At 71.7% G+C, this 14,084-nt stretch carries 9 protein-coding genes; 5 read left to right on the plus strand and 4 right to left on the minus strand.

The window, feature by feature from the left end; genetic code table 11:
- Positions 1-27: 27 nt before the first annotated feature.
- Entirely contained in the window at positions 28-1,884 is a 1,857-nt protein-coding gene (gene ilvD, locus ACIPY5_RS18525; protein ID WP_400973378.1) for a dihydroxy-acid dehydratase, read from the plus strand.
- A gap of 89 nt (positions 1,885-1,973) precedes the next feature.
- Here ilvD and ACIPY5_RS18530 read toward each other — a convergent pair whose 3' ends face one another.
- Positions 1,974-2,783: an ABC transporter ATP-binding protein gene (locus ACIPY5_RS18530; protein WP_400973381.1), complete on the minus strand. Its 810-nt coding sequence runs from the start codon at positions 2,781-2,783 to the stop codon at positions 1,974-1,976.
- Complete coding sequence (locus tag ACIPY5_RS18535; protein ID WP_400973384.1) at positions 2,780-3,457, minus strand: FadR/GntR family transcriptional regulator; 678 nt, start codon at positions 3,455-3,457, stop codon at positions 2,780-2,782. Before ACIPY5_RS18535 ends, ACIPY5_RS18530 begins: the two co-directional genes overlap by 4 nt.
- A 167-nt stretch (positions 3,458-3,624) precedes the next feature.
- Here ACIPY5_RS18535 and ACIPY5_RS18540 point away from each other — a divergent pair, with 167 nt between their 5' ends.
- A complete protein-coding gene (locus ACIPY5_RS18540; RefSeq protein ID WP_400973387.1) occupies positions 3,625-5,445 on the plus strand; it encodes a 2-isopropylmalate synthase in 1,821 nt (606 codons plus the stop codon).
- Positions 5,446-5,460: 15 nt separating this feature from the next.
- On the opposite strand, the gene ACIPY5_RS18545 is transcribed toward ACIPY5_RS18540, so the two are convergent.
- Positions 5,461-6,471, minus strand: coding sequence for a LacI family DNA-binding transcriptional regulator (locus tag ACIPY5_RS18545; protein WP_400973390.1), 1,011 nt, complete (start codon positions 6,469-6,471; stop codon positions 5,461-5,463).
- 113 nt (positions 6,472-6,584) lie between these two features.
- Here ACIPY5_RS18545 and ACIPY5_RS18550 point away from each other — a divergent pair, with 113 nt between their 5' ends.
- Both ACIPY5_RS18550 and ACIPY5_RS18555 read left to right on the plus strand, forming a co-directional pair.
- A complete protein-coding gene (locus tag ACIPY5_RS18550) occupies positions 6,585-8,030 on the plus strand; it encodes a purine-cytosine permease family protein (RefSeq protein ID WP_400973393.1) in 1,446 nt (481 codons plus the stop codon).
- Positions 8,031-8,061: 31 nt separating this feature from the next.
- Complete coding sequence (locus ACIPY5_RS18555; RefSeq protein ID WP_400973396.1) at positions 8,062-9,714, plus strand: amidohydrolase; 1,653 nt, start codon at positions 8,062-8,064, stop codon at positions 9,712-9,714.
- 112 nt (positions 9,715-9,826) lie between these two features.
- Here ACIPY5_RS18555 and ACIPY5_RS18560 read toward each other — a convergent pair whose 3' ends face one another.
- Positions 9,827-11,374 carry a hypothetical protein gene (locus ACIPY5_RS18560; RefSeq protein WP_400973399.1) on the minus strand — a complete coding sequence of 516 codons (1,548 nt, stop codon included), beginning with the start codon at positions 11,372-11,374 and terminating at the stop codon, positions 9,827-9,829.
- Positions 11,375-11,525: 151 nt separating this feature from the next.
- Between ACIPY5_RS18560 and ACIPY5_RS18565 the strand changes: the two genes are divergently transcribed.
- Positions 11,526-14,057, plus strand: a complete 2,532-nt coding sequence (locus ACIPY5_RS18565) for a CDP-glycerol glycerophosphotransferase family protein (protein WP_400973402.1) — start codon at positions 11,526-11,528, stop codon at positions 14,055-14,057.
- Positions 14,058-14,084: the final 27 nt, after the last annotated feature.

Genomic DNA, 14,084 nt, shown 5'->3' on the forward strand with positions numbered 1-14,084 from the left:
GGACGCGGCAGGTCCACAATGGTCACCATGGTCGCTTATCGCTCTCGCACGGTCACCCACGGACGCAACATGGCCGGCGCCCGCGCCCTCTTCCGCGCCGCCGGCGTCGACGGCAAGGATCTCGGTCGCAAGCCCATCATCGCCGTCGCGAACTCCTTCACCGAGTTCGTCCCCGGCCACACCCACCTCGCCCCGGTCGGACGCATCGTGTCGGAGGCGATCTCGGAGGCCGGCGGGATCCCGCGCGAGTTCAACACGATCGCGGTCGACGACGGCATCGCGATGGGCCACGGCGGCATGCTCTACTCGCTGCCGTCGCGCGATCTCATCGCCGACTCCGTCGAGTACATGGTCAACGCGCACTGCGCGGACGCCCTCGTCTGCATCTCGAACTGCGACAAGATCACCCCGGGCATGCTGCTCGCAGCCCTGCGTCTGAACATCCCGACCGTGTTCGTGTCGGGCGGACCGATGGAGGCCGGACGTGCGACGCTCGTCGACGGCACCGTGCGCTCCCTCGACCTCGTCGACGCGATCAGCGACGCGGTGAACGAGAAGATCTCGGACGCCGACATCCTGCGCATCGAGGAGTCGGCCTGCCCGACCTGCGGATCCTGCTCCGGCATGTTCACCGCGAACTCGATGAACTGCCTCACCGAGGCGATCGGCCTCTCCCTGCCGGGCAACGGCTCGGTGCTCGCGACGCACACGGCCCGCCGCGCGCTCTACGAGAAGGCCGGATCCCTCGTGGTCGACATCGCGAAGCGCTACTACGACGGCGACGACGAGAGCGTCCTGCCGAAGAGCATCGCCACGCACGCCGCGTTCGGCAACGCGATGGCGCTCGACATCGCGATGGGCGGATCCACCAACACGATCCTGCATCTGCTCGCCGCCGCGCACGAGGCCGGGGTCGACTTCGGCCTCGCCGAGATCGACGCGATCTCGCGCCGCGTGCCCTGCCTCGCGAAGGTCGCCCCGAACTCCGCCGGCGGCCGCACGTACTACATGGAGGACGTGCACCGCGCCGGCGGCATCCCGGCACTCCTCGGCGAGCTGCGCCGCGGAGGCCTGCTCGACGACCAGGTGCACACCGTGCACGCGGCGACCCTCGGCGAGTGGCTGGACGAGTGGGACATCCGCGGCGGTTCGGCCTCGGCCCGGTCCCAGGACCTGTGGCACGCCGCGCCGGGCGGGCGCCGCTCGTCGACCGCGTTCTCGCAGTCCGAGCGCTGGGCCTCGCTCGACACCGACGCCGAGGACGGTTGCATCCGCGATGTCGCGCACGCCTACTCGAAGGACGGCGGCCTCGGCGTGCTGCACGGCAACATCGCCGAGAACGGCGCCGTGGTGAAGACCGCGGGCGTGGACGAGTCGATCTGGACGTTCTCCGGACCCGCCGTGGTCTGCGAGTCGCAGGACGAGGCGGTCGAGAAGATCCTGAACAAGCAGGTCAAGGAGGGCGACGTGGTCGTCATCCGCTACGAGGGCCCCAAGGGCGGCCCCGGCATGCAGGAGATGCTGTACCCGACGTCGTTCCTGAAGGGACGCGGCCTCGGCAAGGCCTGCGCGCTCATCACCGACGGACGCTTCTCCGGCGGCACCTCCGGTCTGTCCATCGGGCACGTCTCGCCCGAGGCGGCCGCGGGCGGCATGATCGCGCTCGTCGAGGACGGCGACATCATCTCGATCGACATCCCGACCCGCAAGCTCGAGCTCGACGTGCCCTGGGAGATCCTGGAGCGCCGCCGCGAGAACCTCGAGGCCAACGGCGGCTACCGTCCGAAGAACCGCGTCCGCGAGGTCAGCCCGGCACTGCGCGCCTACGCGCACTTCGCCCAGTCGGCCGACAAGGGCGCGATCCGCATCGTCCCCGAGCTCTGAGCCGGGCCCGATCTCTCCGAGTCGTCCCCGTCAGCGGCGCCCATAGGGTGCGCTGACGGGGACGACTCGGTTCTGCGCCGCAGGGCGGGTCAGGCGGGGACCGCCGCCCTCCGGGAGCGGTGGGTCCTCGCGGACCAGCGGGCGCCCGTCCGGGTGACCTCGATCGGGTGCGCGAACGCCCGGGAGATCGTCTCGGTCGTGACCGCGCTCGCGACGGCCCCCTGCGCGGCGATCTCGCCCTGCGAGATCACGAGCGCATGCGTGGTCGTCTCCGGCAGATCCTCCAGGTGATGCGTGACCAGGATCGATGCGAGCCGCGGATCCCGGTGCGCGAGCGCGTCGATCGTCTCCAGCAGCTGCTCCCGCGCGGCGACGTCCAGGCCGGTCATCGGCTCGTCGAGCAGGAGCAGCCGCGGCCGGCACGCGAGCGCCCGTGCGATGAGCGCCCTGCCGCGCTCCCCCTGCGAGAGCGTCGGCCACAGCGCCTCCCGCCGGTGCGAGAGCCCGACATCGGCGATCAGCTCGTGCGCGAGAGCGACCTGCTCCGGCTCCAGCGTCCACCGCATCGGCGTCTCGATCGTGCCGGTGAGGCCGGTCAGGACGACCTCGGTCACGGTCAGCGGCGAGCGCAGCGGGTGCCGCGGATCCACGTGCCCGATCAGCCGGCGGAGCTCCTGCAGGTCGACACGGCCGATGCGGTGGCCCAGGACCTCCGCGGTGCCGCTCGACGGATGCGTGCGGGCGCCGCAGATCCCGAGGATCGTGCTCTTGCCCGCGCCGTTCGGCCCCAGCAGCGCCCAGTGCTCCCCCGCGTGCACGACGAGACCGACCTCGTGCAGGATGTCCCTGCCCTCGCGGCGGAGCGTCACCGCATCCAGCCGCACGACCTCGGCGCTCACCGCAGGCCGTCCTTGAGCGAGGCCAGGTGCTCCCGGCTGAGCCCCGACGCGAGCGCGGCGTCTCCGGCGCGGATCGCGTCGGCGAGGCGCTCGTGCGCGGCATGGTCCTCGGCGCCGCCGAAGGCGGTGCGGATCCGCAGCATCGCGATCATCGTCTCCCGCAGCCGCGGGGTGAACCCGTCGAACAGCTCGGTGAGGATCGGGTTCGCGGCCGCCACCACGATCGCCCGGTGGAACGCGAGGTCGGCATCGACGTGCTCTTCGAGATCCGTGCGGCGCTGCTCGCGGAGCGTCAGGACGCGCCGGATCGCCCGCAGGTCGTTCGCGGTGCGCCGCTCGGCCGCGAGCGCGGCGGCCTCGCTCTCGATCGCGGTCCGCGCCTCGATCACGCTCACGATGTCGGCGCGCTGCAGCACCGCATCCCAGTCCTCGCGCACGTCGAGCGCCGCGACGAAGACCCCGGCGCCCTGGCGTGCGGCGAGCACTCCCCGCCCGGACAGCTGACGGATCGCCTCGCGCACGGTCGAGCGGCCCACGCCGAGCTGAGCCGCGAGCGTCGTCTCCCCCGGGAGCCGCGCACCCAGCACCCACTCCTCGGCGCGAATGCGGCCGAGGAGCACGTCCGCCGCCTGATCCGCCATCGACCTGCGCTGCACGGCACCGCTTGCTGACATCTCGAACTCCTCAACTTGTCTGAGGAGTTAACGCTACACTGCCTGCATGCTCCTGCGCGCACTGCTTCTCCTTCGCCGCCACGGCGGGGTCTGAACGGACCGGCTCCCCCGTCGTGGCTGATGCGCCGCGCCGGTCGCCGAAACCACAGTCGAAGGAACCGAGAACCATGAGCAGCACCGCCTTCCCCGGCATCTCCACGCCGGCCGGCCCCATCCCCGCCCACGCTCCCGCGTGGAATCGTCAACGGCACTCGCAGATGCCCTCCCACCGCTACGCCGATCCCTACGACCGGGTCTCTATCCCGCTCTCCGACACCGCGCGCACCTGGCCGGCGCGCCGCCTCACCGCCGCCCCGCTCTGGGTCCCCGTGGATCTCCGCGACGGCAACCAGGCGCTCGCGGAGCCGATGGATCCGGCCCGCAAGAGACGCTTCTTCGACCTCATGGTCGCGATGGGCTACAAGGAGATCGAGGTCGGCTATCCCTCGGCCTCGCAGACCGACTTCGACTTCGTCCGGCTGATCGCCGAGCGGGACATCGCTCCCGAGGACGTCACGATCGTCGTGTTCACCGCCGCGCGGCGCGATCTCATCGCCCGGACGGTCGAGGCGATCCGGGGCATCCGCAACCCCGTCGTGATCCATCTGTACACGGCGACCGCGCCGACCTGGCGGGAGACCGTGCTCGGCCGCGACCGCGATGAGCTGCGCGCGCTGATCCTGGACGCCGGGCGCGATGCGCTCGCCCTCGCCGAAGGCCTTCCGCGCGTGCGCTTCGAGTTCTCGCCCGAGGTCTTCATGCTCACCGAGCCGGACTACGCGCTCGAGGTCTGCAACGCGATGACCGCTCTCTGGGAGGCGACGCCGGAACGACCGGTGATCCTGAACCTGCCCGCCACGGTCGAGATCGCGACGCCCAACGTCTACGCCGATCAGATCGAGTACATGCACCGCAACCTGGAGCGCCGCGGGGGTGTGATCCTCTCCGTGCATCCGCACAACGACCGCGGCACGGGCATCGCCTGCGCCGAGCTGGCTCTGCTCGCCGGCGCCGAGCGCATCGAGGGGTGCCTCTTCGGCAACGGCGAGCGCACCGGCAACGTCGACCTCGTGACGCTCGCCCTGAACCTGCACGCGCAGGGCATCGACCCGATGATCGACTTCTCCGACATCGACGAGGTCCGGCGCACGGTCGAGCACAGCAACAGGATCGAGGTGCATCCGCGCCATCCCTACGTCGGCGACCTCGTGCACACGGCCTTCAGCGGCACGCATCAGGACGCGATCCGCAAGGGATTCGCCGAGCACAGGGCGCGCGCGGCGCGCGAGGGCAGGGCCGAGAGCGAGATCGCCTGGCGGGTCCCCTACCTCCCGGTGGATCCGGCGGACCTGGGCCGCTCGTACGACGCGGTGATCCGGGTGAACTCGCAGTCCGGCAAGGGCGGGATCGCCTACCTGCTCGAGACCGGGTCCGGGGTGCAGCTGCCGCGCCGGCTCCAGATCGACCTCGCCGGACACGTGCAGCGTCGCGCCGACGAGAGCGGAGCGGAGCTCGACGCGCACGCGCTCTGGCGCATCTTCGACGAGACCTACCTCGGAGATCGGGAGAACGCCCGCGTCGGGCTCTCCGACGTCCGCATCGAGGAGACCGCAGCCGAGTCGCGCGTCGCGTTCCGGCTCCGCATCGACGACGTCGAGACCCGCACGGAGCGGCTCGAGCTCGGCCCGGTCGAGGCGGTCGCGGCCGAGCTCGCGCGGCGCGGCGTGGCGATCGAGGTCCTCGACCTGCACCAGACGAGCGTCGGGTCCGGCAACGCCGTCGAGGCGCTGACCCTCCTGGAATACAGGAGCGCGCACGGCACGGGGTGGGCCGCCGGGCGGGACCGCTCGGTGCTCACCGCCACCCTGAACGCGGTGCTCGTCGCCGCCGACGCCGCCGTGCGGGTGTCGGATCCGGCCCTCGGATCCGGGGAGCCCGGGTCGCGGTGAGCGGCCGGAGCGGGTTCAGCCCCCGGTCGAGGTCCGCACGATCAGTGCGCCGTGCTCGGGCGCAGGCACGTCGAGGGCGAGGTCCGGCTCGAGCTGGGCCAGCAGGGCGGCCGCGGCCTGGCGGCCCAGCGCCTGCGGCTGCAGGTCGACCGCGGTGATCGCCGGGACGGCGCTGCGCAGGCTGTCCGCGTCGGATCCGCACACCACGCGCACGTCCTCCGGCACCCGCACCCCGCGCTCGACGAACCGGTCCACGAGCGCCCTGGCGTGATCGCTGGTCAGGCAGTACACCCCGTCCGGCGGCGCGGGGAGGGCGAGCAGCTCGTCGGCCGCGGCCGCGCCCGACTCGTGCTCCGAGCGCTCCGGCACGTGCTGCACCAGTTGGGCGGCGGTCGGCGTCCGCTCCCGGTAGCGCCGCTCGGTCGCCTCGTTCCACTCGATCGCATCCGTGCCGACGACCAGCGCGATGCGCGTCGCGCCCGATGCGACGAGGTGATCGAGCACCCGGTCCGTGATGAGCGCGGTGGCGATGTCGATGACGTGCGGGTCTTCGGGATCCGCCGGATCCGCGCCGACGAGCGTGTACGGCATGCCGCCGGCGCGCAGCGCGGCGATGAGCGGGTCGCGCTCGACCGGATCCGTCACGATGATGCCGTCGCACGCCCAGGCCGTGGTCGGCGCGTGCGGCACGGTCGGATCCGCGACGAGCATGAGGGCGTACCCCTGTCCGAGCGACGTGAGCGCCGCCGCTCCGGCGAAGCGCGGGAAGTAGTCGACGTCCTGGATGTGCTGCGGCTCCACTCCGACGGCGGGCCGCAGCACCAGCCCGATCACCCCGAGCCTGCTGCGGCGCAGCCCGCTCGCCACGACGTCGGGGTGGTACCCCAGCGCGGTCGCCGCCGCGCGCACGCGCGCCTGGGTCGCGGGGTTCACGACGCCGTTGCCGGAGAAGGTGTGCGACACGGTGGTCACCGACACACCCGCCCGGCGGGCCACGTCGCGGATCGTGGATCGCTGTCTGCGCATGCCGCGATGATAATTCGCGGAATCCGCTTGTCCAAATCGTTTTGGATCCTTAGCGTTGCGTGTCGAGCGCGAACAAGGACGTCGCGCACCCGACCTTTCGCCCTGGAGGATCCATGTCGCAGACGACACCCCCCGTGACCGATTCCGCTCCTGCGCTGACCCACCCCGTGCCCACCGACAGCGCCGTGCGCGTCGAGACCCACGGCATCGACTACATCCCCGACGCCGAGCGCCACGGCCGCGCCCGCGACCTGTTCGCGGTGTGGGCGGCGCCCAACGTGAACTTCCTCGCCGTCGTCATCGGCGCGACCCTCATGCTGCTGGGACTCACCCTGTGGCAGGCGCTGCTCGTGATCGTGATCGGCAACCTGTTCTCGATCATCACCGGCATCGTGGCCGCGTCCGGCCCCGCCGCCGGCACACCCAGCGAGGTGATCACGCGGGCGATGTACGGCATCACCGGCAACCGGTTCAACGTCGCGATCGCCGGGTGGCTCATCAGCGTCTGCTACCTCGCGATCAACTGGGCCGCGGCAACGACCGTCGCGGTCGGGCTGCTCGGCCGGCTCGGCGTCCCCTCGAACGGCTGGACCATCGCGATCAGCGCGATCGTGATCGCCGCCGCCACCATGGTCATCAGCGTCTACGGGCACGGCCTGATCATGCGCCTGTACCAGCCGCTCGCGATCCTGCTCGCGGTGATCTTCGCCATGATGGCGGTGTTCGTCGTCGGCGGCGCGCGCTGGAGCTACGCACCCGCCGAGCCGCTGCACGGCCTGGGGCTCGTCGCGATGATGGCCGCGGGCGTCGCGCTGGTCGCGTCCGGCCCGCTGTCCTACACGAACAGCGCCGACTTCGCCCGCTACCTCCCGGCGCGCACCCGCGTGCGCGACGTCGCCCTGTGGACCACGCTCGGCATGGTCATCCCCGGCGTGCTCGCCACCTTCGTCGGCGCGCTGGCCGCGAGCGCGGTCGACATGTCGGATCCGGAGGCGGGCCTGGAGAAGTTCCTGCCCGGCTGGTTCGCGCCGATCTTCCTCATCTCGGTGATCATCGGCACGATCGCCAACAACGCCATGACCGCCTACAGCTCCGGGCTCGCCCTGCAGGCCGTCGGGATCCGGCTGCCACGCTCGCGCACCGTGCTGCTGGACGGCACCGTGGGCGTGCTGATGACCCTGTTCGCGCTCCTGGTGTGGAACTTCCTCGACAGCGTCTCGAGCGCCCTGCAGCTCGCGGTCACGATCCTCGCGCCGGTCATGGGCGTCTACCTCGCCGACATGCTGTGGCGCCGCAACCGCTACGACGGATCCGCGCTCGCCGACGACAGCCGCGGCAGCCGCTTCTGGTTTACGGGAGGCGTGCACATCGCCGGCGCCGTCGCCGTGCTGGCCGGCATCGGCGCCGCCCTCCTCTGCAGCGCGACGCTCGTCTACGTCGGCCCGGTCGCCGCGCTCCTCGGCGGGATCGACCTGTCGGTCCCCGTCGGGCTGATCGTGCCCTTCGTCGTCTACCTCGCCCTGGTGCGGCGCTCCGCCCGCTCCCAGGCCTCGCTGTGACCCCCGGATCCGGAAAGAAGGACCAGAACGCATGACCTCCCACGGCACGCACACGACCCACTACCGCGGCGGCGCGATCTTCACCTCCGACACGGCGCCGTGGGCGCAATCGCTCCTCGTCGAGGGAGGACGCCTCCTCTTCGTCGGGGACACGGCGACGGCGGACGCCTACGCGGCGGACGCGGTGGTAGACCTCGACGGCGCCCTCGTGATCCCCGGCGTCGTGGACGCGCACACGCACCTGATCGGCCTCGGCGAGTCGCTCGAACAGGTGGATCTCCAGGACGCGCCCGATCTCGCCGAGATCCAGCGTCGGGTCGCCGCCGCGGCGGCCGCCGATCCTTCCGCGGCGAGGATCCAGGGGCGCAGCTGGCTGTTCTCGAGCCTCGGCGGGAAGGCGCCGCACCGCGACATGATCGACGCCGCGGTCTCCGACCGGCCCGTGTACCTGCACGCGAACGACAACCACTCCGCGTGGGTGAATTCCGCCGCCCTCGCCGAGCTCGGCATCGACGACGAGACGCCGGATCCGCTCGGCGGCACGATCCAGCGCGATGCCGAAGGACACGCCACCGGCATGCTGCTCGAGAACGCGGTGTTCGCCTTCCTGCGGAAGCGACTGGACGCCCTCACGAGCGACGAGGACAGGGAGGCGCAGTTCGAGGCCGCGATGCGCACCTACCTCGACGCGGGCGTCACCGCGGCGGTCGACATGGCTCTCACCGAGCCCGACCTGCGCGCGATGCTGGCCGTGCAGGAGCGGAACGGCGGATCCCTCCCCCTGCACGTCGCCGCGCACTGGGCGGTGTACCGCACCGGGACCGCGGAGGGGGACGCCGCCGCCGTGGACCGTGCGATCGCGCTGCATCGCGCGCACACCGGGCCTGGCCTGCGGATCGCCGGTATCAAGCTCTTCGTCGACGGTGTGATCGACAGCTGCACCGCCGCCTTGCACGCGCCCTTCGCCGACGGCTCCCGGCCGGAGGCGCTCTGGGATCTGCCCTCGCTGACGGCCGTGGTCACCCGCGCCGACGCGGCGGGGCTGCAGATCGCGATGCACGCGATCGGCGACGCCGCCTCCGCGCTCGCCCTGGACGCGCTCGAGGCCGCGGTGGCCGCGAACGGCCCGCGCACCGAGCGCCGTCACCGTATCGAGCATCTGGAGACCGTGGACCACGCGACCCCGCTGCGCCTGGCACGGCTCGGGGTCATCGCGTCGATGCAGCCGGTGCACTGCGACCCCGCGATCCAGGACAACTGGCGGGCGATGCTCGGGGACGAGCGGGTCGAGCGCGGCTATCCCTGGGCCGAGTTCGCCGAGGCGGGCGCGACGCTCGCGCTCGGCACGGACGCCCCGACGGCCCCGTTCGATCCGCTGCCGAACCTGTTCATCGCCACGACCCGGCTCTCGGCGTCCGATCCCGATCTGGAGGCGAACGTCCCCGGCAATGCGATGGCGATCGCCGACGCCGTGCGCCGCGCGACCCGCGACGCGGCCTATGCGTGCGGCTGGGAGGGCGAGCTCGGCGTGCTCCGCGCAGGGGAGGCAGCCGACTTCGTGGTCCTGGACGGGGATCCGTTCCGCGATGGCCCGCAGGCGTTCCTCACCGCGCGCGTGCGGACGACGGTCATCGGCGGAGTCGATCACGCCACGACCCTCATTTCCTCACCCCTAGGTCGTTGAGCGCCCTTCGTCTCGCTTCGCTCGCTCAGGGACCGCTCCACGGATCGGTCCCTGAGCGAGGAGCGCAGCGACGAGACGAAGGGCGCTCGACCACCAGGGGCGGACCCGCGGATCACCGCTCGTAGAGCAGGATCACGCTCCCTGCACCGTCGACGCGGCGGGTCTCGTGATAGCCGAGCGACTGCAGCTGCTCCAGACCCCAGGTGTCCTCGACTCCGGAGAACTTCAGCTCGACCACCCACACCCGGTCGACGCCGTCGAAGCGCCCCATCCCGGACGCGCGCGGGATGCCGTAGGTCTGGTCGTACCAGGTGTAGGACTTCTGGAACGGCGTCTTCAGCAGCAGGTCGGTCACGTTGCGGAACGCCGTCGGATCCGTCGCCTTGGCGAGCCGCGTGCGCTGAGACGGACGCGCGCCGTCGTCGAACACGATGCCGTCGCCCGGAACGGCGTTCGCGCTGATGAACGCGGCGATGTCGTTCCAGTCCGACTGGTTCTTGGCGTACGGTCCGCGCTGCGAGACCGCGACCGGCACCGCCGCGATCACGACCGCGGCGACCGAGACGGCCGCGAGCGTCGTGCCCAGCCACCGGCGCGGGAGGCGGGCGAGCCGGCGTACGCCGAGGGCCATCATGATCGCGACCGCGGGTGCGGAGAACGTGCCGTAGCGGGCCGTGTATCCCGACACGAACGGGCTCGCGGCGACCAGGATCCCCATCGGCAGGACCATCCAGCTCAGCGCGACGGTCTCGAGCCGCATCCCCAGCGGGGCGCCGGAGCGGCGGATCCGCACCGCCTCCCTCGCGAAGAAGATCACGGCGACGAGGATCAGCGCCCAGGCGATGACGGCGAACCACCACTCCTGGAACCACATGTTGCGCAGCAGCACCTCGGGGGTGATCGACTCGCGCTGGCCGATGAACGCGATCTGCCGGCGCTGCATGTATCCGAACCAGGCCAGCGGAGAGGCGAGCACCAGCGCCGCGGCCGTGCTCGCCGCCGCCGCCCGCCAGCGCCGGCGCAGGGGCGCACTGCACAGCACGATCACGGCGAGCGCCGGCACCATGAGCGCGAAGTAGAGGAAGAGCCAGATCCCGACGGTGAGCACAGCGGAGTACGCGATCCAGGCGCCGCGCGCACGGGAGTCGCGGCGGCCGATCTCGACCAGGATCGCGCACAGCACTGCGGCGAGCGCCGCCGTCATCGCATAGGAGCGCGCCTCCTCCCCCGCGTAGATCAGCCGCGGCAGGATCGCCGTGAAGACGCCGGCCAGCACCGCGAAGCGCAGCGTTCCGAAGCGTCCGCACATCCACACGACCGCGGCGGCGCACACGCCCATCGCGACGGCGGAGGGGAACCGGATGGAGAAGGCGCTGGACCCGAACACGTCGATCCATGCGTGCAGCCCGAAATAGTAGAGCCCGTGCACGGCGTCGACGTAGCTCAGCATGTGCACGAGGGACGGCAGCGGCCGCGTCGCCGACATGAGACTCGCGGCCTCGTCGCCCCACAGAGAAGGGATCCAGGAACCGGCCGCACTCGCGGCGACCGCGAACAGCCCGACGAGCGCCGCCCACAGCCCGAGACGACGGGGATCGGCGAGCCGCTCCCCGTCAAGGGTCTCCTGAGCCGCCGCGCGGTGCAGGGCCTGACTGGTCACGACGCCCGAGCGTAGCGTGTGCGTCTTGGCATCCCCTCCGAGGCGTTCCCCGGGCGAGCCGCGCTCCCCGGTCCAGGACCGCTCTCGTCACCGGCCCTTCACCCACCGTTCTCCGAGAGTTCCCCCGGGATGCGCCTCATATCCTTGAAGGGTGTCTCTCTCCTCCTCCGCGCGGCGCCTCCGCTCCACCACCCGACGCCTGAAGCGCGCCGTCGACGCGGAGCGCATCGCCTTCTGGCGCTCCCGCCCCGTGCGCCCCGATCAGGTGCTGTACGAGTCCTTCGCCGGCAACGGCATGCTGTGCAACCCCGAGGCGATCTTCCGCCACCTGCTGGCCGACCCCGCCTACTCCCGCCTGACGCACGTCTGGGCGCTCGCCGACGACGATGCGATCGAGCGCTTCCGGGCCGAGTTCGCCGGGGACCGACGGGTGTCCTTCGTGCGCCGTGGATCCGCCTCCTACCGCCAGGCGCTCGCGGTGAGCGGCTGGCTGATCAACAACGCGACGTTCCCGACCTGGTTCAGCAAGAGGGAGGGCCAGGTGTACCTGAACACCTGGCACGGCACCCCGCTCAAGCTCATGGGCTTCGACATGCCCTCGGGCGCCGTGCAGTCGGCCAACACGCTGCGCAACTTCCTGATGTCGGACTTCCTCCTCGCCGCGAACCCGTTCATGGCCGAGACCATGTACGAGGGCGCCTACCGGCTCACCAACGTCTACCCCGGCACGCTCATCGAGGAGGGCTACCCCCGCATCGACCGGCAGCGCCTCGACGCGGCGGCCGAAGCGGAGGTGCGCGCGGAGCTGGAGGGCAGCGGCGTCGTGCTCGGCGACAAGCCGATCGTGCTTTTCGCGCCCACCTGGCGCGGGACCTCGTTCGACGATCCCGAGGACAACATCGATGAGCTGGCCGCCCAGCTCGCCGCTCTGCAGGCCGGCGTCGGCGACGACCGCGTCGTCGTGCTGAAGACGCACCAGATCGTGCACGCGCACGCCTCGGCGCGGCCGGAGCTCGCGCGCTCGCTCGCGCCGAACTCGATCCCCTCGAACGTGCTGCTGGGGGCCGCGGCGGGCCTCGTCACCGACTACTCCTCGATCTTCTTCGACTACCTGGCGACGGGCCGCCCCATCGCGTTCTTCACCCCCGACGCCGACCTGTACTCCTCGGGCCGCGGCACGTACATGCCGCTGGACACGCTGCCGGGTCCGGTCGCCGACGACGCGGCGGAGACCGGCCGTGCGCTGGGCGCGCTGCTGGACGGCGCCGAGCCGCACCCGCAGTACGCATCCTGGGCCGAGCGCTTCGCCCCGTTCGAGGACGGCGGGGCGACCGCGCGCGTGGTGGACATCGTCTTCGGCGGCGCCCGAGAGGGCTACCGCGCCCGACCGACCGCGCACGACGGCCGCAAGCGCCTGCTCGTGTATCTCGGCGGCATGAAGCCGAACGGCATCACCACGAGCGCGCTCAACCTCCTCGGCGCGATCGACCACACCCGCTACGACGTGACCGCGCTGCTGCCCAAGAGGCGGCTCAGCACGGATCCGCTCACGCAGGCGCGTATTCCCGCCGAGGTGCGCCAGGTCTTCCGCATCGGCGGGATGAACGGCTCGAAGGCCGTGCACCTGCGCCGGCGCATCGACGAATGGCGCGGCGCCCCGCGCACCCCGGGCGCGGAGCCCTGGCACGAGGCGCTGTGGACGGCGGAGTGGATGCGCGTGTTCGGCGACGCGCGCTTCGACTGGGTCGCCGATTTCAGCGGCTACGGTCCCGTGTGGACCACGCTGCTGCTGCACGCCCCCGCGGTGCGCGAGGGCGGGCCGGATCCGGTGCGCGCGGTCTGGATGCACAACGAGATGGCCTCCGACCGCGAGCGCACCGTGAACGGCAAGGCCAGCATGAAGCGCGGCCTCGGCGCCGTGTTCTCGATGTACTCCGACTACGACCAGCTGGTGTCCGTGTCGCACCAGCTCACCGAGCTGAACCGCATCGAACTGGCCGCGTACGCACCCGCCGACCGCTTCCGCACCGTCCGCAACTTCCCCGACGTCGAGCACGTCGTGCGCGGCGCGCGCCGGCCGCTGAGCGAGTTCTTCTCCGAGTCCGACGCCCAGCACGAGGCGGCCGACACGGAGATCCCGCCCCGCCCGGCGTGGTACGAGGCGCTCCAGGCCGATGAGGGCGCGCTGCGCTGGTTCGTCACGGTCGGCCGCCTCTCCCCCGAGAAGAACCATGCGCGCCTGATCCGGTCGTTCCGCGCCGTGCACCGCGCGCATCCCGAGACGCGGCTGCTCATCGTCGGCGGAGGGCCGCTGCAGGACGAGCTGCAGCGGCAGATCGACGAGGCGGGACTCTCCGAAGCGGCGTTCCTCACCGGCGCGCAGCGCAACCCCTACGCGCTGCTCGCCGCCTCCGACTGCTTCGTGCTGTCCAGCCTCTACGAGGGGCAGCCGATGGTCCTCATCGAGGCGGCGATCTGCGGACTGCCGATCGTCTCCACATCGTTCGGATCCGTCTACGGCGCGCTGCCCCCTGGCGCGATCCGGATCGTGGAGCAGGACGACGACGCGCTCACGGCGGGGATGACCGCGGTCCTCGACGGCGAGGTGCCGCCGGCCTCCCTCGACACGGATGCCTATCGCGCCGATGTGAAGGCCGAGTTCGAGGCGCTGCTGACCGACTGAGCGTCGAGCCGCGCCCCGGAGGACCTG

This window comes from Microbacterium sp. NPDC089698 (assembly GCF_044749045.1).
In the GTDB taxonomy this organism is placed as follows: Bacteria; Actinomycetota; Actinomycetes; order Actinomycetales; family Microbacteriaceae; genus Microbacterium.